The 22,666-nt window shown below is 72.6% G+C and carries 21 protein-coding genes and 2 pseudogenes; 10 read left to right on the top strand and 13 right to left on the bottom strand.

Going from position 1 to position 22,666, the window contains the following annotated elements; translation table 11 throughout:
- Window positions 1–96 precede the first annotated feature (96 nt).
- From ACIQOW_RS08810 to ACIQOW_RS08795, 4 genes are all read right to left on the bottom strand, one after another.
- Complete coding sequence (locus ACIQOW_RS08810) at window positions 97–543, bottom strand: SRPBCC family protein (RefSeq protein ID WP_401081470.1); 447 nt, start codon at window positions 541–543, stop codon at window positions 97–99.
- 88 nt (window positions 544–631) lie between these two features.
- Complete coding sequence (locus ACIQOW_RS08805) at window positions 632–1,597, bottom strand: hypothetical protein (protein WP_401081467.1); 966 nt, start codon at window positions 1,595–1,597, stop codon at window positions 632–634.
- 266 nt (window positions 1,598–1,863) lie between these two features.
- The gene (locus ACIQOW_RS08800) at window positions 1,864–3,441 is read right to left on the bottom strand and encodes a serine/threonine-protein kinase (protein WP_401081464.1); all 1,578 of its coding nucleotides are present in this window, start codon (window positions 3,439–3,441) and stop codon (window positions 1,864–1,866) included.
- 172 nt (window positions 3,442–3,613) lie between these two features.
- Window positions 3,614–4,735, bottom strand: a complete 1,122-nt coding sequence (locus ACIQOW_RS08795) for a Rieske 2Fe-2S domain-containing protein (RefSeq protein WP_401081461.1) — start codon at window positions 4,733–4,735, stop codon at window positions 3,614–3,616.
- Between the two features lie 593 nt (window positions 4,736–5,328).
- Between ACIQOW_RS08795 and ACIQOW_RS08790 the strand changes: the two genes are divergently transcribed.
- Together ACIQOW_RS08790 and ACIQOW_RS08785 are read left to right on the top strand one after the other, a co-directional pair.
- Window positions 5,329–5,688 (top strand): hypothetical protein, encoded by a 360-nt coding sequence (locus ACIQOW_RS08790; protein ID WP_188298949.1) that lies wholly within the window; start codon window positions 5,329–5,331, stop codon window positions 5,686–5,688.
- Window positions 5,689–6,045: 357 nt separating this feature from the next.
- Window positions 6,046–8,445: a lamin tail domain-containing protein gene (locus ACIQOW_RS08785; RefSeq protein WP_401081458.1), complete on the top strand. Its 2,400-nt coding sequence runs from the start codon at window positions 6,046–6,048 to the stop codon at window positions 8,443–8,445.
- Between the two features lie 10 nt (window positions 8,446–8,455).
- Here the strand turns inward: ACIQOW_RS08785 and ACIQOW_RS08780 are convergent, their stop codons facing one another.
- Entirely contained in the window at window positions 8,456–8,599 is a 144-nt protein-coding gene (locus ACIQOW_RS08780; protein ID WP_401081455.1) for a hypothetical protein, read from the bottom strand.
- Between the two features lie 22 nt (window positions 8,600–8,621).
- Here ACIQOW_RS08780 and ACIQOW_RS08775 point away from each other — a divergent pair, with 22 nt between their 5' ends.
- Window positions 8,622–8,915, top strand: coding sequence for a hypothetical protein (locus ACIQOW_RS08775; protein WP_401081452.1), 294 nt, complete (start codon window positions 8,622–8,624; stop codon window positions 8,913–8,915).
- A gap of 85 nt (window positions 8,916–9,000) precedes the next feature.
- Here the strand turns inward: ACIQOW_RS08775 and ACIQOW_RS08770 are convergent, their stop codons facing one another.
- Window positions 9,001–10,308: a M64 family metallopeptidase gene (locus tag ACIQOW_RS08770; protein ID WP_401081449.1), complete on the bottom strand. Its 1,308-nt coding sequence runs from the start codon at window positions 10,306–10,308 to the stop codon at window positions 9,001–9,003.
- Window positions 10,309–10,727: 419 nt separating this feature from the next.
- On the opposite strand from ACIQOW_RS08770, the gene ACIQOW_RS08765 reads away from it, so the two are divergent.
- The 3 genes from ACIQOW_RS08765 (at window position 10,728) to ACIQOW_RS08755 (ending at window position 13,546) form a co-directional block, all read left to right on the top strand.
- Window positions 10,728–12,071 (top strand): hypothetical protein, encoded by a 1,344-nt coding sequence (locus ACIQOW_RS08765; RefSeq protein ID WP_401081446.1) that lies wholly within the window; start codon window positions 10,728–10,730, stop codon window positions 12,069–12,071.
- A gap of 241 nt (window positions 12,072–12,312) precedes the next feature.
- Window positions 12,313–12,822: a GNAT family N-acetyltransferase gene (locus tag ACIQOW_RS08760; protein ID WP_401081443.1), complete on the top strand. Its 510-nt coding sequence runs from the start codon at window positions 12,313–12,315 to the stop codon at window positions 12,820–12,822.
- 448 nt (window positions 12,823–13,270) lie between these two features.
- Window positions 13,271–13,546 (top strand): hypothetical protein, encoded by a 276-nt coding sequence (locus tag ACIQOW_RS08755; RefSeq protein WP_401081439.1) that lies wholly within the window; start codon window positions 13,271–13,273, stop codon window positions 13,544–13,546.
- A gap of 86 nt (window positions 13,547–13,632) precedes the next feature.
- Here ACIQOW_RS08755 and ACIQOW_RS08750 read toward each other — a convergent pair whose 3' ends face one another.
- Window positions 13,633–13,827, bottom strand: a complete 195-nt coding sequence (locus ACIQOW_RS08750; RefSeq protein WP_401081436.1) for a hypothetical protein — start codon at window positions 13,825–13,827, stop codon at window positions 13,633–13,635.
- Between the two features lie 401 nt (window positions 13,828–14,228).
- On the opposite strand from ACIQOW_RS08750, the gene ACIQOW_RS08745 reads away from it, so the two are divergent.
- Window positions 14,229–14,690, top strand: a complete 462-nt coding sequence (locus ACIQOW_RS08745) for a pyridoxamine 5'-phosphate oxidase family protein (protein ID WP_401081433.1) — start codon at window positions 14,229–14,231, stop codon at window positions 14,688–14,690.
- Between the two features lie 206 nt (window positions 14,691–14,896).
- Here the strand turns inward: ACIQOW_RS08745 and ACIQOW_RS08740 are convergent, their stop codons facing one another.
- From ACIQOW_RS08740 to tpx, 3 genes and pseudogenes are all read right to left on the bottom strand, one after another.
- The gene (locus ACIQOW_RS08740) at window positions 14,897–15,880 is read right to left on the bottom strand and encodes a hypothetical protein (RefSeq protein WP_401082900.1); all 984 of its coding nucleotides are present in this window, start codon (window positions 15,878–15,880) and stop codon (window positions 14,897–14,899) included.
- 372 nt (window positions 15,881–16,252) lie between these two features.
- A pseudogene (locus ACIQOW_RS08735) lies at window positions 16,253–16,443 on the bottom strand (IS5/IS1182 family transposase); the annotation flags it as partial.
- A gap of 383 nt (window positions 16,444–16,826) precedes the next feature.
- Entirely contained in the window at window positions 16,827–17,327 is a 501-nt protein-coding gene (gene tpx / locus ACIQOW_RS08730) for a thiol peroxidase (RefSeq protein WP_401081430.1), read from the bottom strand.
- Window positions 17,328–17,908: 581 nt separating this feature from the next.
- On the opposite strand from tpx, the gene ACIQOW_RS08725 reads away from it, so the two are divergent.
- The 3 genes from ACIQOW_RS08725 (at window position 17,909) to ACIQOW_RS08715 (ending at window position 19,736) form a co-directional block, all read left to right on the top strand.
- Window positions 17,909–18,082, top strand: coding sequence for a hypothetical protein (locus tag ACIQOW_RS08725; RefSeq protein WP_401081427.1), 174 nt, complete (start codon window positions 17,909–17,911; stop codon window positions 18,080–18,082).
- 530 nt (window positions 18,083–18,612) lie between these two features.
- Window positions 18,613–19,161: a SigE family RNA polymerase sigma factor gene (locus ACIQOW_RS08720; protein WP_401081424.1), complete on the top strand. Its 549-nt coding sequence runs from the start codon at window positions 18,613–18,615 to the stop codon at window positions 19,159–19,161.
- Window positions 19,158–19,736: a PASTA domain-containing protein gene (locus tag ACIQOW_RS08715; protein ID WP_401081421.1), complete on the top strand. Its 579-nt coding sequence runs from the start codon at window positions 19,158–19,160 to the stop codon at window positions 19,734–19,736. The genes ACIQOW_RS08720 and ACIQOW_RS08715 overlap by 4 nt, the downstream gene beginning before the upstream one ends.
- A 585-nt stretch (window positions 19,737–20,321) precedes the next feature.
- Here ACIQOW_RS08715 and ACIQOW_RS08710 read toward each other — a convergent pair.
- The 3 genes and pseudogenes from ACIQOW_RS08710 to ACIQOW_RS08700 form a co-directional block, all read right to left on the bottom strand.
- The gene (locus tag ACIQOW_RS08710) at window positions 20,322–20,675 is read right to left on the bottom strand and encodes a hypothetical protein (RefSeq protein WP_401081418.1); all 354 of its coding nucleotides are present in this window, start codon (window positions 20,673–20,675) and stop codon (window positions 20,322–20,324) included.
- Window positions 20,676–21,145: 470 nt separating this feature from the next.
- Complete coding sequence (locus tag ACIQOW_RS08705) at window positions 21,146–21,559, bottom strand: resolvase (RefSeq protein ID WP_401081415.1); 414 nt, start codon at window positions 21,557–21,559, stop codon at window positions 21,146–21,148.
- A 76-nt stretch (window positions 21,560–21,635) separates the two neighbouring features.
- Window positions 21,636–22,064 (bottom strand): annotated as a pseudogene (locus ACIQOW_RS08700) (recombinase family protein); the annotation flags it as partial.
- Window positions 22,065–22,666 lie beyond the last annotated feature (602 nt).

Genomic DNA, 22,666 nt, shown 5'->3' with positions numbered 1-22,666 from the left:
TACGGCCGGTGCCCGGTGCCCGGTGCCCGATCCACGGCCGCGACCGTCCGCGTCGGGGGCCAGGTGTCCCGGGGTTCGGGTGGAGGCCGGTTCGGGCTACGGCCGCAGGAGGTGCTCCAGGACCCGGCCGAAGACCAGGCGCCCCGCCCGGGCGAGGACGGGATCGAGCAGGGGGTCGAGCGGCCGGGGCAGCCCGGCGACCGTCAGCTCCTCCGTCCAGACCGCCGCGCTGCCGCCGCCCACCGCCCGGACCCGCAGCTCGGCCCAACCCCGCACCGGGCGGCCGCGCTTGACCAGCAGGCACCGTCCGTCCCGGCCGGGGCCGGGGGCGACCAGCTCGGTGATCTCCATCGGGTCGTCGACGCGCAGCGGCCCGAGGACCGTCCTGGCCAGGACGAGGTCACCCGTCTCCCGGCCGGTGCCCCGGGCCACCGAGACCCGGGTGAACGGCACCCGATCCCCGTGCCGGGGCCAGGCGGTCAGCCGCTGCCAGCACTCGGCGGGCGGCAGCGGCGAACGGCGGGTCAGGACGAATCGGGCCACGGACGCCACCCTACTGTCGGCCGGCTCAGGCTCGCTCAGGCTTCGGCTCAGGCTCGCTCGGGCTCCGGTTCCGGCTCCGGGTCAGGCCTCAGCGACGGCGCGGAAGCCCCGCCAGCAGGCCGGCCACCGTCGCCAGGTCGCCCTCCTCGTCGAGCAGCACCATCAGCGGCGGCTGCGCCGGAGCCCCCAGCCGGGCGATCTCGTACGCGGTGATCCCGAGCCCCGGCGGCGCGACCAGGGCGATCGGCGCGCGGGACTCCAGCAGCGGGCCGAGTACCGGGCGGTACGCGGCAGGGGGCGGGGCCGGCACGGCCGGGCGCAGCACCCCGAGGGCCTGCGGGCCCGGCCGGCCGCGGGCGGCGCCCGGGTGGCGCGGGTGCGGGTCGCCGGCCGGGGGCAGCAGCAGGACCCAGCCGGCGCCCGGCCGGCCGGCTCCGCGCAGCACGTCCAGCCGCACCGCGGGCCCGGCCGGCTCCGGGGGCTCCGCGGTACCGACCGGTGCGCCCAGCCGGGGTGCGGGCTGCCCGGCGAGCGTGGAGCGCAGCAGTTCGGTGGTGCCGAGACCGCTCGGCAGGTCGGGGAAGCAGCGCAGCAAGTGGGCGCTCTGGTTGAGGAGTTCGACGGCGTCGCGGTCGGCGAGCAGGGCCCGGTCGTGGGTGCTGGTGAGGACCAGCCCGCCGGTGGTGTCGTAGTGGGCGGCGAGCGTGATGGGGTACGAGGTGAAGGTGCCGGCCGGGACGGGGCTCTCCACGTGGATGCCGTGCGCGGCCAGGTCGGTCTCCAGCCGCAGCTGGTGCGTACCGGCGGACCGGTGCTCCAGCACGACCAGGCTGTTCGGCCGCTGCCCGCGCGCGCCGGGCGTCCAGCGGTGGGCCTGGCCGGGGGAGACCCACTCGTACCCGGCGAGGTCGAGCACCCCGTCGCGCAGCGCCGCGAGCAGCTGCGGCACGGTGGTGCCCGGGTGCACCCGGACGGAGATCGGCAGCGGGTTGCGCAGGGCGCCGGGCAGCCGGTCGATGCCGTCCAGCGGGATGCCCCGACCGGAGACCGTCACCGCGAAGCCGACCCGCACCGCGCCGTTGGGGCTGCGGGGCCGGTCCGACTGCTCGGCGCGGTACAGCAGCAGCGCCCAGGCCGCCTGGAGCGCGCTGCTCTCGCCCGCTCCCCAGGCGGCGGCCCGGCTGCGGAGCCGGGGGCCTGATTCCTCAAGTGCGCGTCGAGCGCGGTTCCGGGTGTTCTGGTGAGGGATTCCCGGCAGAGCCGAACGGTGTGACAGTCCAAGGGAGTTGGGGCCGTCCTGCGATGAGTGGGGGAGCGGGGCTACTTCTTCCGCAGATCGCCCGAGAAGCCGCCGACCAGCAGGTGCAGGCTGCCGTCCGGATTGCGGGTGTACACCTGGTCGTACGGGACGGGGGCGCAGCCGCTGAGCGAGTTCATCGGGGCGGTGCGCAGGACCACCCGGTCGGCGGTGGCCTGGACCAGGTTGGCGGTCGCGTCGCAGTAGCGGGTCCCGGCCCCCTCGTTGTTGTGGATCTGGGCGACCGGGTCGTCGGCCCGGCCCTGGGCGATGGTGATCGAGAAGTCCGGCTTGAGCAGGGTCTGCTGGCTGCCCAGGGTGCCCTGCCAGGAGCCGAGGAAGGCGTCCGGGACCTCGCCGTCCGGGGTCGGGGAGGCGGAGCCGGAGCCGGCGGTGGGCGAGGTGCTTCCGGAGCCGCCGGAGGGGGTGTCGTCGTCGCGGGTGGCGAGGAACACCGCCGTGCCCGCCATGGCGACGGCCAGGACGGCGATGAGCAGCAGCGTGCCGGGACCGGGCCGGTTGCGGGCGGGCCGCGGCTGCGTCGCCGAGTGCGGTGCGTGCGGGTACGGCAAGGGGTACGGCGGGGGCTGCGGTGACGGGTACGGCGTCGGCGTGCCCGGGATCGGCGGCCCGGCGGGCCACGGCTCCGCCGGGCCGAACCGCCCGGTGGGCCCGGCGGGCCGGGCGGGGGACTCGCCGTCCAGGTCCAGCAGCTCCACCGCGAGCGCGGCCAGCGCGGCGGCGATCGCGGGTGGCAGCCAGCCCCGCCGCTCCAGCCGCTCGCCCGCCGCCGGATCGGTGGTCGTCAGCCGCTCGCGCAGCTGCGCCGGAGTGGGGCGGCGGTCCGGGTCCTTGGCCAGGCAGTCCGTCACCAGGGCGTGCAACTCCCGGTCGGGTATGTCGAGTTCGGGTTCCTCGTGGAGCGCCCGGTAGAGCAGCACGGCCGCGCTCACCCCCGAGCCGAACGGCGCGGTGCCGGTGGCCGCGTGGGCGAGCACCGCGCCCAGCGAGAAGACGTCCGAGGCGGGCCCGGTGCCGCGGCCCCCGGCCTGCTCGGGGGAGAGGTAGCCGGGGGAGCCGGCCACGAAGCCGGACCGCGTGAGCGCGGTCGTCGTGTCCAGTGCCCGGGTGATCCCGAAGTCGATCAGGCGCGGTCCGTCCAGCGCCAGCAGCACGTTGGACGGCTTGACGTCCCGGTGCACCAGCCCCTGGGCGTGCATGGCGTGCAGGGCCTCGGCGAGCCCCACCCCGAGCGAGCGGACGGCGGCGACGGGCAGCGGGCCGAACTCCCGTACCGCGATGGCCAGCGAGGGCCCGGCGACGTACCCGGTGGCCACCCAGGGCTGGGCGCCCTCGGTGTCCGCGTCCAGCACCGGGGCCGTCCACCGCCCGCCGACCCGCCGGGCCGCGGCCACCTCGTTGCGGAACCGGATCCGGAACTCCCGGTCCGCCGCGTACTGCTCGTGCACCAGCTTGACCGCCACGGTACGGCCGCCCGCCGTCCGGCCCAGGTACACCCGGCCCATCCCGCCCGCGCCGAGTCTCCGCAGCAGGCGGTACTCGCCCACCTGCCGCGGATCCCCGTCCCCCAGTGCCTCCACGCCGACTCCCCTCGCCCCGCCCCGCCCGTCCGTACTCCACGCAGACGGTACCGCCGGGACGCCCGGTTCCGGTCCGGGCCGTCGGCGCGGATCAGGGGCCGGATCAGGGGCGGGTCGAGAGGCGGGTCCGGATGGATCCAGACGGGTTCAGGCGGCGGGAGGCAGAGCCGGCTCAGCCCTGGGAGACCCCGCTGGGCGCGGGCGCGTCCTGCCCGTTGCGGTCGGCGAGCGGTCCCGGCCCGGGCAGGTGCGCCTGGTGGTCCTGCGGATAGAACTGCCGGGCCCAGTGCCGCATCGCGCCGATCGGCCCGTCGCCCGGGGCGAGCCGGGGCGGCGACACGTACCGCTTGGTGGACCAGATCGGGAAGTCCGCCGAGGTGAACTCCAGGTTGCGCTTGAACATGAAGCCCGCCAGCAGCCTGGTCACCGACCGGCTGACCGCCCGGGCGAGGGCCGGCGGCAGCCCGGCGGGCTCGTTCAGCACGAAGCGGCCCGCCTGTCGCAGCTGCATCCGGCCGGGGGCGACCTGGGTGGCCATCACCAGCGAGCAGATCTCCAGGCCCAGCGAGGGCGTGTGCACGTCGGTGTGCAGGGCGGTGAGGCCGTACCCGTCCACCTCGACGTGGACCTCGCGCATCCCGAGCAGCGGGAAGGTCTCCCGGACGAGCATCGAGATGTGGAAGCTGGTCCCGTCGAATTCCACCGGTGCCGCCAACTCGCCCTCCGGCCAGCCGTGCAGGGTGACGAAGTGACCCAGGTCGAAGGAGTTCTCCATGACGTCCTGGGCGTAGCCGGGCATCTCGAAGGAGGCGTAGCGCAGCGGCTGCCGCCCGTCGCCGAGCCGGTGCCAGGCGGGGATCTCCCAGTCCGGCTCCCGGCCGTCGTGGTGGCGCCAGACGAAGACCGCCTCGTTCACCTCGCGCACCGGCAGCTGCGCCAGCGCGGCCTTGGGCGGCGGGGTGCTGCCGTACCCGGTGCGCACGCAGCGGCCGTCGGCGTCGAAGGCGAACCGGTGGAAGGGACAGACCAGGTCGTTGCCCTCGACCGAGGCCAGGCCGAGGTGGGCGCCCAGGTGCGGACAGTACGGGCGGATCGCGCGCAGGCGGCCGTTGCGCAGCCGGTAGAGCACGACGTCCTCGCCCGCGAGCCGGCGGGTCAGGACGGCGCCGGGCCTGAGCTCGGCGGAGAAGGCGAGTGCGGACCAGCCGTCGGGGTAGGGCAGCGCCGGTGGCAGGGCTACGTCGGCCGCGGTCGGGCGGTTGCTGACGGGGTGGACGTGCTTGGACACGCGCATTGTGAAGACTCCTGTCGGTCTGTCCGGCGCCGCCCCTCCCAGGCGATTAGCGCTCGAACAGAATGGAATTCAGATGCTATCCATGGATCGGGAGCACGTGCACGGACAATCTCCCTATGGGCAAGAAGTCTGATGATCAGTCAAGTAGGTGCGAGCAGGAATTCGATACGTTTCCAATCGTGCGACTGACCTCGGGGTGCAAGCGCGTTCGAGCACTCCGGCGGGGCCTCGTGGCCGAGCGCGGCCGTGGCAGCCGCTGGGTCCCGGCCGCCCGCCGAGCCCCGGCGGGCTCCGGGGCCGGCGGGACCGCGCACCACCGCTGTGCCCGTCCGCGTCGTGCGGGCGGGCACTCGCGCCGTCCCGTCCGGTGCGGGACGCCCCTGCCGCCAGGCCGTCCGGCGAGGGCGGTGCGCTGGGGCGTGCGCCGGTGCGCCGGGTCGGTGCGTTCGCCCAATTGGCCAGTTCGGACACCCCGTTGGCTATCCACGCGGATGTGGTGGAGCATGGGCCGGGCCCGGTCTGTTGCGGCGCGTTTGCGCCGCGGCCGAGGCTCCGTACGACTGCTGGGGGAGGAGGCGGTTCCGGTGACTCCGGTGGAACGTCCGTTTCTGGTCCGGGGAAGGGCGGTACCCCTGGCCAGGTACCTGGCGGAGGAGGACATCGAGGGCCTGGTGGCCTGCTCGTGCATCGGGAACGAGGTCAGCATCGACCTCGCGGACACCAGGATCCTGGTGAGCCTGGCCGACGCCGCCGACGCGGTGCGGCTCAACTTCGACATGGTCCAGGACGGCCCGGCCAAGCCGCGCTCCTGGTCGCGCCGGCTGCCCCTGGGCACCGGTCCGCGCGAGATCGCGACGCGGATAGCGCTGGACGTCCGGACCCTGGAGCGCGAACTGGCACCCCTGCGCCGGCGCCCGCCCCTGGCGGCGCCGGTGCAACGGCGACCGGACTGAACCCCGGCGGAGTGCCGAGCGCGGTGACGCGGACCGGCCCGGGTCCGGCGGCGGGGGTGCTGCCGGACCCGGGCTCTGTCGTTCAAGTGCCTTGCCACAGCGAGGTGTTGGTGGTGCTGACTCGCCCCCGGGGGGCGCCCCGGCAGGCCGGGCCCTGCCGCCGACACCGCGTGCGGTCATGCGGAGCACGGCCTCCCACTTGTCGCGCGTAGAAACGTTCTTCCGCCGTACCTCTGGCCGTTGCCCGAAGCGAACGGTAGGGATCTGGTGGCACTGCTACAACCTCAGCGCCGAACCTTTCCCATCCGTGGTCACACCGCCGGGCCGCGAGCCGGACGGCGGTCAGGAGGAAGCCTCATGCGGAGCACCCCGAATCCCCGGATCACCCCGAGCGTGCCGCGCGTGCGGCGCCGGACGCTGGCGGCGGCCTCCGCCGCGGCCGTGGTGGCGGCGCTGGTCGCGCTGCCCGGCGGCGTGGCACAGGCGGTGTCGCCCGACATCGTGATCAGCCAGGTGTACGGCGGTGGCGGCAACTCCGGTGCCCCGTACGCCAACGACTTCGTCGAGCTGTACAACCGCGGCACCACCCCGGTGTCCGTCACTGGCTGGACGGTGCAGTACGCCTCGGCGGCCGGCGCCAGTTGGTCGAAGACCGCCCTCTCCGGGACGATCGCGCCCGGCCACTACCTCCTCGTCCAGGAGGCCGCCGGGGCGGGTGCGGGCACCGCGCTGCCGACGCCGGACGCCACCGGCACGATCGCGATGTCCGCGACCTCGGGCAAGGTCGCCCTCGTCACCAACGGCACGGCGCTGACCTGTGCTTCGGGCTGCGCGGGCCAGTCCGGGGTGAAGGACCTCGTCGGCTACGGCAGCGGCGCGAGCTCCGCCGAGGGCTCGCCGACCGGCAACCTGGCGAACGCCACCGCCGCCCTGCGCGCGGGCGGCGGCGCCACCGACACCGACGACAACGCGGCGGACTTCGCGGTCACCGCGCCCACGCCGCGGAACTCCTCCTTCACCGGCGGGGGCGGCAATCCCGGCGGCACCCGCATCCACGACATCCAGGGCGCCGCGCGCACCTCCCCGCTGGCCGGCAGCGCGGTCAGTGCCGTGCCCGGCGTGGTGACGGCCGTCGGCCCCAACGGCTTCTGGTACCAGGACCCGCAGCCCGACAACGACCCCGGCACCAGCGAGGGCGTCTACGTCTACACCGCGGGCGCGCCCTCGGTCGCGGTCGGCGACTCGGTGACGGTGAGCGCCACCGTCAGCCAGTACCGCCCGGGCGGCACCGGCGGCACCACCAACCTGTCGATCACCGAACTGACCGGGCCCGCCGTCACGGTGGTCGCCCACAACGCGCCGCTGCCCGCCGCGACCCTGGTCGGCCCGGGCGGGCGGATACCCCCGTCCGCGGTCATCTCCAGCGTCACCTCCGGGGACGTCGAGACCGCGGGGAACTTCCAGCCCGCCACCGACGGCCTGGACTTCTGGGAGTCCCTGGAGGGCATGCGGGTCGAGATCGACAACGCGGCCGTGGTCGGCCCGACCAACAAGTTCGGCGAGGTCCCGGTCGTCCCGCAGGGCAGCACCACCCGTACCAACCGGGGCGGCATCCTGCTCCAGGCGAACGACGGCAACCCGGAGCGGGTCGTCCTCGGGAAGGCACTCGCGCCCACCCCGACCGCCAACGTCGGCGACACCCTGACCGGAGCCACCGTCGGCGTACTCGACTACGCCTTCGGCAACTTCACCCTCCAGGTCACGGCGACCCCGGCGGTCACCTCCGGCGGCATCGCCCCCGAGGTCACCGCCGCGCCGACGGCCGGCCAGCTCGCCGCGGCCACCTTCAACGTGGAGAACCTCGCCCCGTCCGACCCGCAGAGCAAGTTCGACGGCCTCGCGGCGGGCATCGTCACCAACCTGCGCTCGCCCGACCTGGTGGCCCTGGAGGAGATCCAGGACAACACCGGCGCCACCGACGACGGCACGGTCAGCGCGACCCAGACCCTGGCCAAGCTCACCGCGGCCATCACCGCGGCCGGCGGCCCCGCCTACTCCTACCGCGCGATCGACCCGGTGAACGACCAGGACGGCGGCCAGCCCGGCGGCAACATCCGCCAGGTGTTCCTGTTCCGCACCGACCGCGGCCTCTCCTTCACCGACCGCCCCGGCGCCGGCTCCACCACCGCCGACTCCGTGGTGAACGCGGGCGGCACGCCGCAGCTGGCGTACTCGCCCGGGCGGATCGACCCGGGCAACGCGGCGTTCAACGCCAGCCGCAAGCCGCTGGCCGGTGAGTTCCGCTGGAACGGCAAGCCGGTCTTCGTGATCGCCAACCACTTCAACTCCAAGGGCGGCGACCAGCCCCTCTTCGGCCGCTACCAGCAGCCGACCCACCCCTCGGAGAGCCAGCGGCACGCCCAGGCGACGGTGGTGAAGGGCTTCACCGACCAGATCCTGGCCGTGGACCCGAACGCCTCGGTCATCGTGCTCGGCGACCTCAACGACTTCGAGTTCTCCCAGACCGCCGACATCCTCACGGCCGGCGGCTCGCTCACCGACCTGCCGCGCACCCTGCCGCTGCCCGAGCGCTACACCTACGTGTACGAGGGCAACTCGCAGGTGCTGGACCACATCCTGATCTCCCGCTCGCTGGCGGCCACGTCGTACGCCTACGACATCGTCCACATCAACAGCGAGTTCGCCGCCCAGCTCAGCGACCACGACCCTCAGGTGGTGCGCATCCCGCTGCCGTAGCGGGCCCGGCTCACGGTGCCGGTCTCCCCACGCCCGTGGGGAGAGCGGCACTCGTGGCATCGGGGGCGGCCGCCACCCGGTTGCGGCGCGCACCGATCCCCTCGACCTCGACCTCCACGACATCGCCGGGGCGCAGGTGACGACCGGAGAACACGCCGGCGCCCCGCGGCGTTCCGGTGAGGACCCATTCCTTCGACCTGCCGGGCGGCACCTCGACGGTCTACCTGACCTACAGCAGGTCGACCGGCAAGAACTGCGTCGCCACCATCAAGAACACCAGGATCGGAACCCCGACGCTGACCGGCGCCTACCTGACCTTCGGCGACGGCAGCGGGAGGCAGGAGGAACTGGCGAACTTCAGCTACTACGCCACGGCCTACCTGTACGCCCCCGGACAGTGCATCTACTTCGGCGGCCGGGACTACAACTCCGGCGACTGGTGGGGGACCGGCCCGGGCTGGTGCAGCTGAGTGGACGGCGGCACCCCGCGCCCGTCGGCCCTTCGTGGGATGGGCCGACGGGCGCGGGGGCGAGGCTTCCCGGCCGGAGGACCGGCTATCGCGTGACGGTCCAGGACAGGCTCGCCGTCAGCCTCGGGCGCAGCGCCGGGTCGGCGACGGCCGGGGTCGGGTCGGTGGCGACGGCGGTGAGCAGGTGCGGCCGGGAGCGGGGACCGGTCAGCTTGAGCTCGGCCAGGTCCAGCGCGGTGCGGCCGCCCAGCCGGGGCAGCTCCCGCCCGTCCAGGTACCAGCGCAGCCGGGTGCCGGACACCGGGAGTTCGACGGTGAGCCGGTCCGCCGCGGTGAGCCGGCTGCCGGCAGGGGTGGAGCTGGTGAGCGGCGTGGCGTGGCGGTAGAAGCCCGCGATCATCGCCTCGCGTCCGGGCAGGTTGAACTCCCGTCCGAGCGAGCGCATGATCGAGTTCTCGGTGGGCCGGTACAGTCCGGCCGGGTAGTAGCCGCCGCCCTCGTAGGTGCCGACCGTGCCGCCGTCCGGCGAGGTCCGGCCCAGCCAGCGCGACCACTTGGCGCCCTGCTGCCGCATCCGGTCGGCGGTCAGCGTGCTGATGTTGGCCTCGGCGGGTTCGTCGCCCTGGTACGTCCCCTGGCCGTCGTACGCGTACTCGTCGGCCAGTTTGCCCAGCGAGTGCCCGATCTCGTGCACCGCGATCTGTCCGGACTTCGCGTTGCCGCCCGCCACGGTGGCGATCCCCTCGTAGCCGAGCGGGGACTTGACGTCGTTGTAGCCGGCGCCGCCGTACTTCGTGGTGTTGGCCACCACGAGCACCAGGTCCGCCTGCGGGGCCTTCGCCGCGTACGACTCGACCGCCTTCTCGTCCACGCAGAGCAGCCGCTCCACGCCGTCGCACCAGAAGTACGAGCCCAGCGCGGTGTGCCGCACCGTCGCCTGGTCCGGATCGCCGGTCACCCCCGACTCGGGTGAAACGGCCGACACCGCCCAGACGTTGAACAGCCCGCGGTAGGCGGCGTACGGCTCGACGGCGGTCAGCTCGCGCCACTTCGCGGTCGCGTCGGCGCGGAACTTCTCCTGCTCCTGCGCGGTGTAGCCGTCGCCGATCACCACCACGTCCAGCTTGGCGGCCGGCTCGCCGTTGTGCACCAGCGCCGTCACCTCGCCGTCGCCCCGCACCGGCGCCAGGCCCTGGGGGCGGTCGGCGAGGTAGGGGGAGCCGGTCGGGGCCTGGGCGCGGGAGATGCCGCCGTCCTCGGCGAACACCTCCACCTGGTGTACCGCCCGGGGGCCTTCGGCCGGACGGCTCCAGGCGGGCGCGGCCCCGAGGGCAGTCCCGGCCAGTACGGCGGCGAGCAGGGCGGTGGTGGTTCTGGCGGCGGTGCGGTGCACGGGCGTCCTCCCGGAAGGCGGTCTGCGACCTGCCCCGACATGGTGTCGGGAACCTGACAATCTAGTCGCAGCCCGGCTCGCCGGTCGAGTGGTGAGGCTCGGGTGTCGACGCCGGGGCCGACGGGGCGGGCTGCCGGAACGGGCGGGTGGATGCCGGGTCCTGAACCGGGATCAGTGCGGCAGGAGGGGGTGATCAGGCCGGCCGTCCTCTGGCGTCATCCATCGATGTCGTCCAGGAGCCGCGCACGGGACGGGAGTTGACGGCCCGGGCCGTGGGCCCTGACCGACGGCGTATTCTCGATCGGTTTCCGCCCGCACCGTTGACTGCGGGCGGAAACCGGCGCTTGGCTCTCCCCCGGGCCCGCCGACACGGGGAGCAGAAGCGGGCCCGACCAACCACCCGGGGAGGACACATCACCATGCAACCGACGAACAGAACGACCCGCGCCCGTCGACTGGCGCACGCCGCCGGCGTGCTCGCCATGGCCGCCGCCGTCACCGTCACCGCCGCACCTGCCCAGGCCGCGCCGGCGTGGGGCCCCATCACCCAGGTCGACCTCGGCGTGGACGGCGCCCGGGCGAACAACCACTCCGTGACCCTGGGCGTCAGCGGCAACGGCCGGTACGCGCTGTTCGGCTCGTCCGCGACGAACCTGGTGCCGGACGGCGCGAGCCTCCTGTTCGGCCTGTACGTCCGCGACCTGCGGACCGGCCGGACGGAACTCGTCAGCCACGCAGACGACGGTACCCCGCTGACCTCGACCGGCGAGACGGCCGGGATCAGTGGCGACGGTCGCTACATCGTGTTCTCCGCCGAGGCGAACGGGGTGTTCAACGTCCACGTCCGCGACCGGGTGACGGGCCGCACCCGCGCCGTCACCAACGGAACCGCGTCCGGCGAGGGCGAGGGCGACCATGGATCCTTCGATCCGGCCATCAGCGCCGACGGCCGGCGCATCGTCTTCATGTCGACCCGCGCCGATGTCGTGCCGGGGGCACCCGTCGCGCCGAACACCCGGAACGTCTACGTCACCGACCGCGTCACCGGCGCCACCCGCCTGGTCAGCCGCGGAGCCGACGGACAAGCCGCGGACGGCGCCTCCGAACACCCGACGATCAGCGGGGACGGCAGGACGGTCGGCTTCAGCTCCCACGCCACGAACCTCCTGCCGGCGACGGACGGCGGCACCGCAGGCCTGGCCCGGCCGCGCTACACCACCGTCTATGCCACCAGCCTGACCAGTGGCACCACCGTCGTCGCGGGCCTCACCGCCGACGGGACGCCCGGCTCGGCGGACCCGCGCCTGCGCCTCAGCCCCGACGGCCGCTACGCCGCGTACGGCCTCAGCGCGACCCCGCTGCCTGGCGGCAAGTCCCGCACCGAGCTCTTCGTCCACGACCTCCGGACGGACCGGGTCCTGAGCATCAGGACGTCCGCCAACCCGGATGCGATCTGCTGGGGGGACGCGTCGGCGGCCATCACCGCCGACGACCGGTGGATCTACTTCTCCGGCGGCTGCTCCGACACGATCATCCGGGCCGGCCAGGCGCGCCACGACCTGTACCGGCAGGACCTCAGGACAGGGCGCACCGAACTCCTCAGCACGGCCCCCGACGGCGGGGAGCAGGACGGCGCCTCCCTCGAACCGTTCGTGACCGACGACGGCAGGACGGTGCTGTTCGGCGACAACAGCCCCAACCTGGTCCCGGGCGGTGAGGGCTCCGACTGGCACGTCTACGTCCGCTCGCCGGCCAAGAGGTGACGGCCGGCCCACCTGACCGGACACTGCCGGGAGGCGGCTGAGCCCCGGCCGTGACGTCGGTCCTCGCCGCCGGGTTCGGGTGGTGAGGGCCGACGTCGCGTCGGCGGCGGCGATCAGCACGGCCGACGGTCGGCCGCGCGGAACACGCGGTCGCGGGCGCACACGGTCACGGGCACGCGCGGTCGCCGGCGCACGGTGGAATTCGGTCGCGGGAACGCCCTCGGGTTGGTGGGATGGAGGCATGACTTCCCTTCCCGTCGAACCGACCGAGGTCGTCGTACCCGTCCACGTCCGCGATCTGACGTCCGCCGACCTGCCGTCCTGCACCTGGTCGGGATCCGCGACCCATCTGCGCCATGTCGCACGGGAGTTGGTGCGGGCGGAGGCCGGCGAGGTGGACTACCTCGCCGTGTGCACCGCCGCCGGCCTCCCCGTGGCGATCGGCGGCGTCGACTACCGGGCCGCCCCGGGCGCGGGCACGCTGTGGCAGCTCGCCGTGCTCCCGGCCCTCCAGTCCTGCGGACTCGGCACCCTGCTCGTCCGGGCGGCCGAGGACCGCATCCTGGCGCGAGGCCTCCGGCGGGCCGAACTCGCTGTGGAGGACGACAACCCGCGGGCCCGTGCGCTGTACGAGCGGCTCGGATACACGGCCTTCGACCGGAAGCCCGACGCCTGGGACGAGGAGGCGCCGGACGGCTCGATCCGCAGGTACGAGACCATGTGCACGATCATGGGAAAGGACCTGGCGTAGGGGACGGCACGCCCGGCCGCACCGCCCGGCGACCCGCTACTGTCCCCCACGGAGCAGGTCCGGGCCCGCGAGCGCCTGCCACGGGGATGCACGACCTCCGGTTCCGGGTGAGCCTTGTAGTCGTACGCGGGGTCACAGCGTGCGGCACGAGAGGCGTGGGAGACACGCGTGGAGCCTCCCGCAGCGCCTCCCGGACCCGCGGTTCAGGAGCGGTTCCATGACAGACGTCGTCACCATCGGCGAGAGCCTCGGTCTGTTCCGGGGGGGGGGATCGGCCCCCTCGCTCAGACCCTTTTGCCGACACGCCCTCGGTGGGGCCTGGGACCGCACCGAGGGCGTGCGTCTAACCGGTACGGCCCGGCGCGAAGCCCTGGCAGACTGCCCGTCATGTCCAACTCCTATGCCCAACCCATCCTGCGTACGGCGGACCGCGAGGAGGCACTGCAGGTTGCCGCTCGGCCGCTGGAACTCGCCGACACCCGTCACCTCGATGTGGGACTTCCTCGGCTGGCCCGAGGCCCCTGACATCGGCCTCGGCGCCGGGGGTCCCAGGGGCGCCTACGTGACCGTCTGCGCGAATGCCCGGGATGTCGACCTGGAGGAGCCGGCGGCCGACCACACGGTGTTCGTGCACGTCAAGCAGGCCGAGGCCGAACGTGCTCCATGGCTGGCGACGCGGATCGGCCTGACGGTGATCGGCGAGCTGGTCATGGCGCCGTGGTGATCCGGGCTCGACGCTGACGTCCATCGGTGGCCGCATCCCTCACACTCGAGCCGGTTCGGATGCGGCGACGCCCTGCGATAGCCGCCTCAGTCTCCGCCACAACCACTTCCGCAGCCTCCGCCGCCGCAACCTCCGCCCCCACCGTCGCCCCAGCCCCCGCCGCTGCTGTCCCCGCCTCCACGCTTGCGACGGGATTTCCTGCCCGGGTCGTCGCTCCGCAGCATCAGGCTGACGACCTTGATGACGATCAGGACGATGACAAGAATGACGATGAAGCCCATCTGACCGCTCCCCCCATGACGTGCCGCACGAGGTGCACCACGGGCAGCGGCCGATCGGTTCTCCGCGAACCCGAACCGACGGGCTCGCGGGACGCGGGATCAGCCGCGCCAGTTCTTCCCCCAAGCCGGCGGCGGTACTTCATTGTGCTCGCAGGCACTGACACCGAAACGCCGTCAGGTTGCCGGCTGTTTCTCGCGACGCTGTCGCAGCCGGCGTGCGGGCATCAAGGCATCGCCGGTGTCGGCGCTGGTCAGGCCTGGCACTGTCAGCCCTCGCCGCGCAGGGCGTACTCTGCCCCGACCGGCCGATCCCGATGCGGAGGCCGAGGGGCTCATCGGTCACCGGGAGTAGGTCCCTCGCCTGATGCGCGCTTCGGACCTGCTGGCTAACGTCGGCACTCATGCAGACCACGGGAATTGTTCGCCGCCAGACTGCGGAGCGTAGGCGCGACACTCTGGAACGGCTCGTCTCCGAGCGGGACGTATGGGTGTCGACAGCGCATCCAGAGCGCGGGCCGCACCAGGTGCCGCTGTGGTTCCGGTGGGACGGGCGAGCCGTGTGGATGTGCACCAGTGCCACTTCCGTGACTGCGCGGAACCTCCGCGAGGACCCGCGCGTGCGCCTGGCGTTGCCCGACACCTTCGACGTGGTGCTTCTCCAGGGTGAGGCGGAGTGCTTCCCGGACCAGGACGTCCCCGGAGACGCGGCGGACGCGTTCGCCGCCAAGTTCGGCTGGGACCCGCGTACGGAGGAGGGTTCCTTCCTGTACCTGCGCGTGGTGCCGACGAATGTGCGCGCCTGGCGTGGCGAGCCGGAACTACGGGGCAGAGTCATCATGCGCGACGGGACGTGGCTGGAATAACGGCCGTTCCTGATCTGCACATCGATACGGCCGTCGGCCGGAACACCGTCGTCGCCCTCGGACGAGACGTCCGGGACCGGGCCCGAAGCCAGTCGAGCGCATGCGGAATATCCTTCGGTGAGCCTGCCCGCCTCCTCGCGGAGGCGTACCGGGCGGCTCCTTCGTCCAACACGTGCCACGTCCGGGTCGAGCCGCGTGCTCAAGCCCTACTTGACGTGCTCCTGAAGCCATCCGGCGGTGTCGCAGATGCCCGGTTCGACCGTACCGGCGCAGTACCAGGGGACATCCCCGTAACCGCGTTCGAAGTACTGGACGGCGCGTGCCGGGACACCTTCGGCCTTGAAGGGCTTGCCCTGGGCGAGGATCTCCAGTGGAGCGCCGGGCGCGGCCTCGCCGGCAACGCGGTAGTCGGCCTTGAGCTTGAACGTGCAGGTCTCGTTCTTGGTGATCGCGTCGATCTTGAGGTTGCTCCCGGTCTGGTTCTGGCCCAGGGCGATCGACGCCCCCTGGAAGTACGGCTTGCCCTGTTGGCCGCCCTCGTCCTCGACCACCAGGACCTTGCTGCGTCCGGAGAGATCCAGTGCGAGATTTCTCATGGGGGACTCCCCCTCCGGGGGGTAGCGCACAACCGTCGCGGCATCGGCGGGAACGCAGTCGACGTCGTCGGCGGTGATGTCGTCGATGTTGACGGGAGCCGTCTTCCGGCTCTCCAGGCCCAGTCGAAAGGAGGTGGCAGTGCCGTTGTACGTGAAGTGCTCGGGCGCCCGGACCAGCGTGGGCTGGTCGGTCAGCAGCCGACCGCCCATCGGCCTCAACAACTCCCATACCTTCCGGACGTGTTCTCGGAAGTCGCGCGGGTTGACCGGGATCGCGGTCAGTGCCTGCTGCGCCTGGGCGGAGAGCGGCTTGTCGAGGACGATGTACCACGTGTTCGGGAAGCTGACGGGGTCGTACTCCTCGAACGTATCCTGGGTCACCGTGACGTCGATCGGCGGTCGTGCGCCGTCCACTTCCCGCTGAGCCGCGTCCTGATGACGGGCGGTGTCGACCGATCCCATGTTGTCGAGCTCGTGGGCCAGCCACCATCCTCCGGTGCTGCTCACCAGTGCGACAGCCACGGTCAAGGCGACGAACCGGACACGCCTGCCGCCACGGTGTGCGGCCCCATCCGGAGCGAGCACGCTGGTCACGTCGTCCAGAAGGCGCCCTGCCGTGGAAGCGGCCGGGGCCGGCACAGGGGGAGGGGAGGAAGGGGGAGCCGACAACGGCTGGGCGGTTGGTGGTAGGACAGGCCCTGCGACAGCACCAGGATCAGGGATGTTCGTGGATGACGGCGATGCCGGGGGCTGACCCGGCGTCACCCCGGGGCTGGATCCATCTGACGCGTTCGGCGGCGTGGTGGTCATGCGTTTCCCCCAGGAGACTGCTCCTGCGTATGGGCTTCGATGGTGCCGTAAATCGAGCCGCGAAGACACTGGTTTGACCCGTTTGTGGCTGTGGCAGGAGGTTTGGCGCCACGGCAGGCCGAGGTCTGGCACACTGCCGGCTTGCTGTGGGCAGAAGCGCTTGCGGTTGGCGATCTGGTCGGCGGGCTGGGGGATCACCGCCCGGATTCCGCGTCTGCGCAGGTGCTCACGGATGGCCCGAGACGCGTAGGCCCGGTAACCAGGGCCAGGAGGGGCCGGATGCGCGGCCGGCACCGGCCGTCCGCTGCCAGGTGGATCCCGGTGGTCAGCCCGTCGCGGGAGCGTCCGGTGGCGTGCTGGCCGGGCTCGTCGGCGGGGGCCCCTTCTGACGGGCCCCGGCCGCGTTCCGGTGGGTGCGCACGATAGAACACCACTCCTGTTTCCGATCAACCACAAAAGCACCCGTCATTCACCATTCACGAAAAGTGAATGGTTGGTCGGGGGAAGGTGTTTTGGCTGGGGGTGGTGGTGGGTGGGTTTGCCGTGCGGGTTGGAGGGGGTTGGTGGTGGGGGGGGTCGTGGGGGGGGCGGGTTTTCCCTCTGGGGTGTGGTGGGGTGGGTGTGCGGCGGCCCGTCTCCTGGGCCGTGTCCTTGGGAAAGGGGGTCGTGGCAGGGGGCGGGCCGTCGTGGAGCAAGGGGGTGGTGCGGGTCGGGGGTGGTGCGGGGTGGGTCAGTTGAGGACGGTGAGTGCGGCGTCGTAGTTCGGTTCGTCGGCGATCTCGGCGACGAGTTCGGTGTGCAGGACGGTGTCGTTCTCGTCGAGGACGACGACGGCGCGGGCGGTCAGGCCGGCCAGTGGGCCGTCGGTGATCGCCACGCCGTAGGTGTCGTGGAAGTCCCGGCCGCGCAGGGTGGAGAGGGTCTTGACGTTCTCCAGGCCTTCGGAGCCGCAGAACCGGGCCTGGGCGAACGGCAGGTCGGCGGACACGCACAGCACGACGGTGTTGTCGAGGGAGGCGGCCTGGGTGTTGAAGGTGCGTACCGAGGTCGCGCAGGTCGGGGTGTCGATGCTGGGGAAGATGTTCAGGACCTTGCGCTTGCCCGCGAAGTCCTTCAGGGACACGTCCGCGAGTCCTTCGCCGACGAGCGTGAACGCCGGTGCCTGGCTGCCGGCGGTGGGCAGCGCGCCACCGACCTGCACCGGGTTTCCCTTCAGCGTGACCTGAGCCATGAAAAGCCTCCTAGCGGTGGTGTACGGGATGCAACGCCGCCGATCCTACTGCCCGTTCCCGTCCCGTCCCCGCCGCGGGCCGCACCCCCGGGGGACGGCACCCCGGGACGGGCCCCGGGGGACCTTGCCGCGGTCTTGTCGGTGATGTTTCCACCCACTCCGGCCTCGGGACTGGTAGGCGCGCATGTTGAAGTGTCGTGTGTTCCTGATGCCGGGCGATGGTGCTGTCACCGTGTGTGGTCGCCGGGGGCGTATCGGCTCCAGGTGCCGCCACCTCGGTGACGAGCCTGGTGGCGGTCTTGTCGTGGTAGCCGAGGGCCTTGGCGATGACCGGCGCGGGGGCTTGGAGGACGAGATGCCGGATGGCGGAGGTGCGTGCTCGCTGGGCCGGGACACCAAGGTCACGGAGGGGGCCGAGCAAGCTGTTCGGGTTCATCGGCTGGCCTGGGCGGCGGCCGGGGAAGAGCCAGCGGGGTGGATAGGTTCACCGCCGGTGCGTGGGCCGGGAGTGAGCGAAGGTAGCCGCGAACGAGAGCGGCGACAGGCTCGGGCAGGGGCGAGGGCGGGTCTCCGAGTCGGAGGTGGACCTGCTGGCCGTCGTCCAGGACGTCGCCGGTCGTCAGGCGGACGACGCGGGTGAGGGGCTGGGCGAACAGCAGGACGAGACTGGCGGCGACCCGGACCCCCAGCGGCGCGGTTTCGTTGCCGAGGACGCAACGGAGGGCGGTCAACCGCTGGTGCTGGCCCAGCGGTAGTGGGTTGGCCGTCGCCTGGTAGGGGATGGCCAGGCGCGGCATGCGCTGCGTGTCCATGCACCAGCGCAGGAAGGGTTGCGCCGCGCGGCGGGTGGCGTAGTGCTCGGTGTGCCAGGCGTCGAGATCGGCCTGGGTTGCCGTTGCCGGCGTGCTGCCTCGGTGGGTGAGCCAGGTGAGGAAGGCGCCGGCCTGGGTGGTCTGCTGGCGGTGGTCTGCTGGCGGTGCTGACGCTCAGCGGGCCGGTGTCGGCCTTGACGCGCAGCTTGCGGAGCTGGTGCCAGTGGGCGAAGTGCCGCAGGAACTGCTCGTGTTCGGGGTCCGTGGTCGCCGCGAGCCGTACGGCCAGCCAGCGTTGGAAGAGAAGGAGCTGGCGGTCCTGGCGGGGCAGGACGCCGCGGCGCGAGGTCCTGGGACACCCTTCCGTCCCAGCTGTGATTCACGTCACTGCCGGCGGCTCGGTGCAGCACCCGGCCCCGTTCCGCCGTCATGGGGGCAGTGATCGGGATGGGACGAGGAGAGGAGGTCGGCGGGTGAGGTTTCGCAGGAGCGGTCCGGGCAACGGATTCACGGAGTTCGTCGCACAGCGGTCGGGAGCGTTGTTCCGCACCGCGTATGCGCTGACTGGTGACGTGCACGTGGCCGAGGATCTGGTGCAGGAGGCACTGGAGCGGGCGTGCCGACACTGGCGGAAGGTCGAGGTGGCGGACTCGCCGGAGGCGTACGTGCGCAAAGTGCTGGTCAACCTGGCCAACGACCGCTGGCGGCGGCTGTCGCGCCTGGGCGAGCGCCCCGGGCTGTCGGGGGTGCCCGAGACGGCCGACCCCCGGGACCGGCTCGGGCAGGTGGATCTGCGCGCGGAACTGATCGAGGCACTGCTCGGGCTGCCGATGGGCATGCGCAGCGTGGTGGTCCTGTACTACCTGCACGATCTGGACGCCCGGCAGGTCGCCGACGTCCTGGACATCTCCTCGAGTGCGGTGAGGTCCCAGCTCGCCCGCGGCCTGGCCAAACTGCGCGATTCCGTATCGGGCGCCCAGGCGCCGCACACCCCGTCGGCCGCTTTCGGAGGTACGAAGTGAGGAACACGTCGTCCGGAGCCGCCCCGTTCGAGCCGGGCCTCGAAGACGAGCTGCGTGCCGCGGTGGCCTCCTTCGCCGACGGGCCGACGGCGCCGGTCGTCGACGCGGCCGCGATCGAGCGAGTCGTCAGCCGCAGCCGCACCCGCCGGGCGCTCCTCGGCACCGCTGCGGCGTGCTGCGTGCTGGCGTGCGCCACGGTGGGGTTCTTCGCGCTGAAGCCCGTGCCGCCCGCGCCCGGCGCCTCCCTGTCCCTGTCCCCACCGGCGAACGGGGCGTGCACCCCGCTCGCCACCGGCACCCCCAAGAGCGGAAGCGCCGATGCGACTCCGACACAGGAGCAGGAGCAGACCGCGGGAGCGGGCATCGCGCTGCCGGACCTGGCCGGCATGCCGGTCGAACAGGCCGGAAGCCTGCTGCGCGGACTCGGACTGAGCTGCACGATCATGCGGCACACGGACTGGAACGCTCCCGCCGGGCAGGTGATCAGCAGTGCCCCCCGGGGCGGCGCAGAACCGGTGGCACCGGGCTCGTCCGTCCTCCTGCTGGTCTCGACGGGCAAACCCGTCAGAACCTGAGCGCCCGGGCCCTTCGGCCCGCGCACCGGCAGGACGGCGCCCCGTCCTGCCGGGCAGGGGAGCCACCCGGAGCGGGGGAACGGCTGCGGATGGCGGGCTCCGATGCCGTCAGCCGCGCAGCTCGCTCGGCATCGTCTTTGGGTTGCGGAGGTCCTGCCCGAGGCGGCGGCCCCGACCTGCGCGTTCGCGGGCTCGGCGCGCCGCGTCCGCGCAGGTCGTACCGGACGCCGGTCGACCGGCGTCCGGTGGTGCTGACGCCCTATAGAAAGAACCGGGTAAAGAACCCGCCCTCCCTCCCGGAGCGGGAAGGGAGGGCGGGTGGGGGCGTTGCCCCGAGGAGGCCTGTCACCAGCAGCCGGGTACCGGCAGCGGCCGACGGTGGGCCGGGGCCCGATGCGTCATTTCGCCTGCGGGGTGACGACGGACACCAGCGCGGGGAACAGCACGGTGGCGAGCGCGATGGCGGGCAGGGCGGCGAAGCTGGGGGTCGATACTGGCGTATTCAACCGTCGCGAGTTGGCCCACCTCGTTCCGTCATTGCTACTGAACGTGACAGCCTTCTGGGGTCTGACCGGGCGAGGTGCGTCAGAGAGGAAGCGCGCCATCGACCAGGGCTTTCAGGTCTGCTGGTAGATCAGGTGAGTCCCGCCAGTGCTGGGCGATCAACAAGAGCGCAATCCACGAGTCGCACGCCTCGTCGTTCGGCTGCCCGGAATGCACCGCGTCGAGCACCGGCCTGCCGAGAGTGTTCACGACCTCGTACAGGGCATTTGCGACCTTGCTCACGTCGTTCAGGGGTGACCCCTCGGCATGCGGCGGAGCGCCGTCGAGCCGGATGGCGACCGAGGCGGCCGAGTAGGTCCTTCCATGGACGAAGTCCCGCAGGCTGGCAAGTTGCTGGCGGGATGGGAGAGGCGGCTGACCAGAACGTTGAGGCACGGCGTCACCCTATTCGGAACCGGAACGTCACTCACGTCCTTCTCGTCCGCTGGCCCCCGCACCGGCAGCGACGGGGCCCGGTGGCGGTGCGGCTTGCTCGCCCGGTCGGCGATGGCCTCCGCCGAGGGCTTGAACGGCCTCGGTACTGGTGGGCTCGCGCATTCAACTGCCGTGGGTTCCCCGGGGAGCCCAGCCCGTTGGTGACCGGGTGTGGTCGCCTGCGGCGTATCGGCTCCAGGTCCCGCCGGTCTCTCGGAGGAGTCGGCTGGTGGTCTTGTCGTGGTAGCCGAGTGCGTCCGCGACGACGGGGGCGGGCAGTTCGAGGAGTTGCTGTCTGACGGCGGCGCCGCGGGCGGCGGCGACTGGGATGCCGATCTCGCCCAGGAGCGCGGAGAGGTGGTCGGGGCGGGCTGGCTGGCCGGCTCGGCGGCCGGGGAAGAGCCAGCGGGATGCCTGGTTGGTGGCGGTGTTCAGGGCGTAAGGGCGCTGACCCGGTTCTCGTACTCGCGGTGCACCTTGCGCTGCGCCGGGATCGCGGGGAGGTCGTGGCCGCCGTCGAGCGGCTGGCAGCGGGTGAGGAACTGGCGGTGCACGGAGGGGACGGCGGTGACGCGCAGGGTGGTGTAGCCCTGGCCGCGCCGTACGGTCACGCCCTGGTCGAGCGCGGCTCGCTCGACGTCGTCCAGCCCGGAGCTCCGGAGGAAGTCGGCCACCTTGCCCGGCATGTCGAGGGTGACCGGCAGCTCCGGCGCCGGCGTCTTCTCCGCCGCGGCGACGCGCTCCGGCAGGAGGTCGTCGACGGCGGTGCGTACGGCGCCGCGGCTGACGTTGTGCTCGCGGGCCAGGGCGGCGATGGACTGGCCTTCCAGGAAGGCGGTGCGCACATCGGCGTCCGCCCTTGTTGCCCTTGGCCTCGGCGGCGCGCAGTCCGTCGTAGATCAGCTCACGCTGAAGGTCACGTTGGAGTTCGCCGGCGGCGGCGAGGGTCTGGACCATGAACTTCACGGTGGACAGCAGCTCGCCGGTGCGCGGGTGGCGGGCGGTGAGGTCCATGGCGGAGAACGCGCCGTCGTGGATGCGCAGGGCGAGCTGGTCGCGGTGCAGGACTTCGAGGACGTCGAGGATGTGCTGGTTGCCGCGCACGAGGCGGAACATCTCGGAGATGTGCACGGTGTCGCCCGGCCGCGCATAGGTGAGCAGTTCGCCGAACTTCGGGCGCTGGAGCGGGCGGAGGCGGCTGGAGGTGCCCGGGTCCTCCTCGAAGACGGCAGGGTTCTCGATCCCGGCCTCGGCGAGGACGAGGTCCTGGCGGGCGGTGGACTGTTGATCGGTCGACACCCGCTTGTAGACGAGATTGGCCACGCTGTTTCCCCGCTTCTGCCGCCGCATCGGACCCTTGGGTGTCATCTGACCCTGTCGTCATCCGTCATCGGATCTCATTGGATCGGAGCCGCCGTCGGGCCCCGGAATCACTGGGTTCATTGGACGCCCGCCGCCCCTGTCGTCATTCGATCGTTTACCGACAGCGACGACCCGCACGGTCGCGTCTCCGCGGGCCCCTCCGGCGCTGGAGCGGCTACGAATTCTAGCTTCGGATCAGGCTGATCGATCGGGGGCATAGCGGGCGAGCGTGGTCTCTACCGCTTGCTCGACGGCGTAGCGGATGAGCGACGTCTCCTCTTTCGGAGCCTTCACTTCCGAGCTGAGCGGGGCTTGGCCGGTTCCGCCGGCCGCCCGCGAAAGGCGGCGGGGACCGGCGGCGGATGGGCTTGTCGGTGGTGTGCCCAGGGGGTGTCCGCATCCGGGTGTGGGCCGGGATGCGGGTGGCGGTTTGGCGTTGTGCCCCGGCCCTGGCCCAGGCCCCGGCCCCCAGCCCCCAACCCGGGCTGGGGGCTGGGGGTGGGTCAGGTGGTGGGGCTGGTCTGGGTGGTGGTGACGGCGTTGCCGTGGGTGGCGGCCCAGGTGCCGAGGGTGGCGAGGGGGGTGAGCAG

The sequence above is a fragment of the Kitasatospora sp. NPDC091335 genome, from assembly GCF_044757205.1.
GTDB lineage: Bacteria > Actinomycetota > Actinomycetes > Streptomycetales > Streptomycetaceae > Kitasatospora.
The sequence above is the reverse complement of the archived record's forward strand: the minus strand, read 5'-3'. Positions and strand labels throughout refer to the sequence as shown.

What these genes read in the sequence shown, in the direction of transcription:
- ACIQOW_RS08795 (WP_401081461.1), bottom strand. Translation starts at nt 4,735, where the DNA reads ATGCGCGTGTCCAAGCACGTCCACCCCGTCAGCAACCGCCCGACCGCG.
- ACIQOW_RS08785 (WP_401081458.1), top strand. Translation starts at nt 6,046, where the DNA reads ATGCGGAGCACCCCGAATCCCCGGATCACCCCGAGCGTGCCGCGCGTG.
- ACIQOW_RS08765 (WP_401081446.1), top strand. Translation starts at nt 10,728, where the DNA reads ATGCAACCGACGAACAGAACGACCCGCGCCCGTCGACTGGCGCACGCC.
- ACIQOW_RS08760 (WP_401081443.1), top strand. Translation starts at nt 12,313, where the DNA reads ATGACTTCCCTTCCCGTCGAACCGACCGAGGTCGTCGTACCCGTCCAC.
- ACIQOW_RS08750 (WP_401081436.1), bottom strand. Translation starts at nt 13,827, where the DNA reads ATGGGCTTCATCGTCATTCTTGTCATCGTCCTGATCGTCATCAAGGTC.
- ACIQOW_RS08745 (WP_401081433.1), top strand. Translation starts at nt 14,229, where the DNA reads ATGCAGACCACGGGAATTGTTCGCCGCCAGACTGCGGAGCGTAGGCGC.
- tpx (WP_401081430.1), bottom strand. Translation starts at nt 17,327, where the DNA reads ATGGCTCAGGTCACGCTGAAGGGAAACCCGGTGCAGGTCGGTGGCGCG.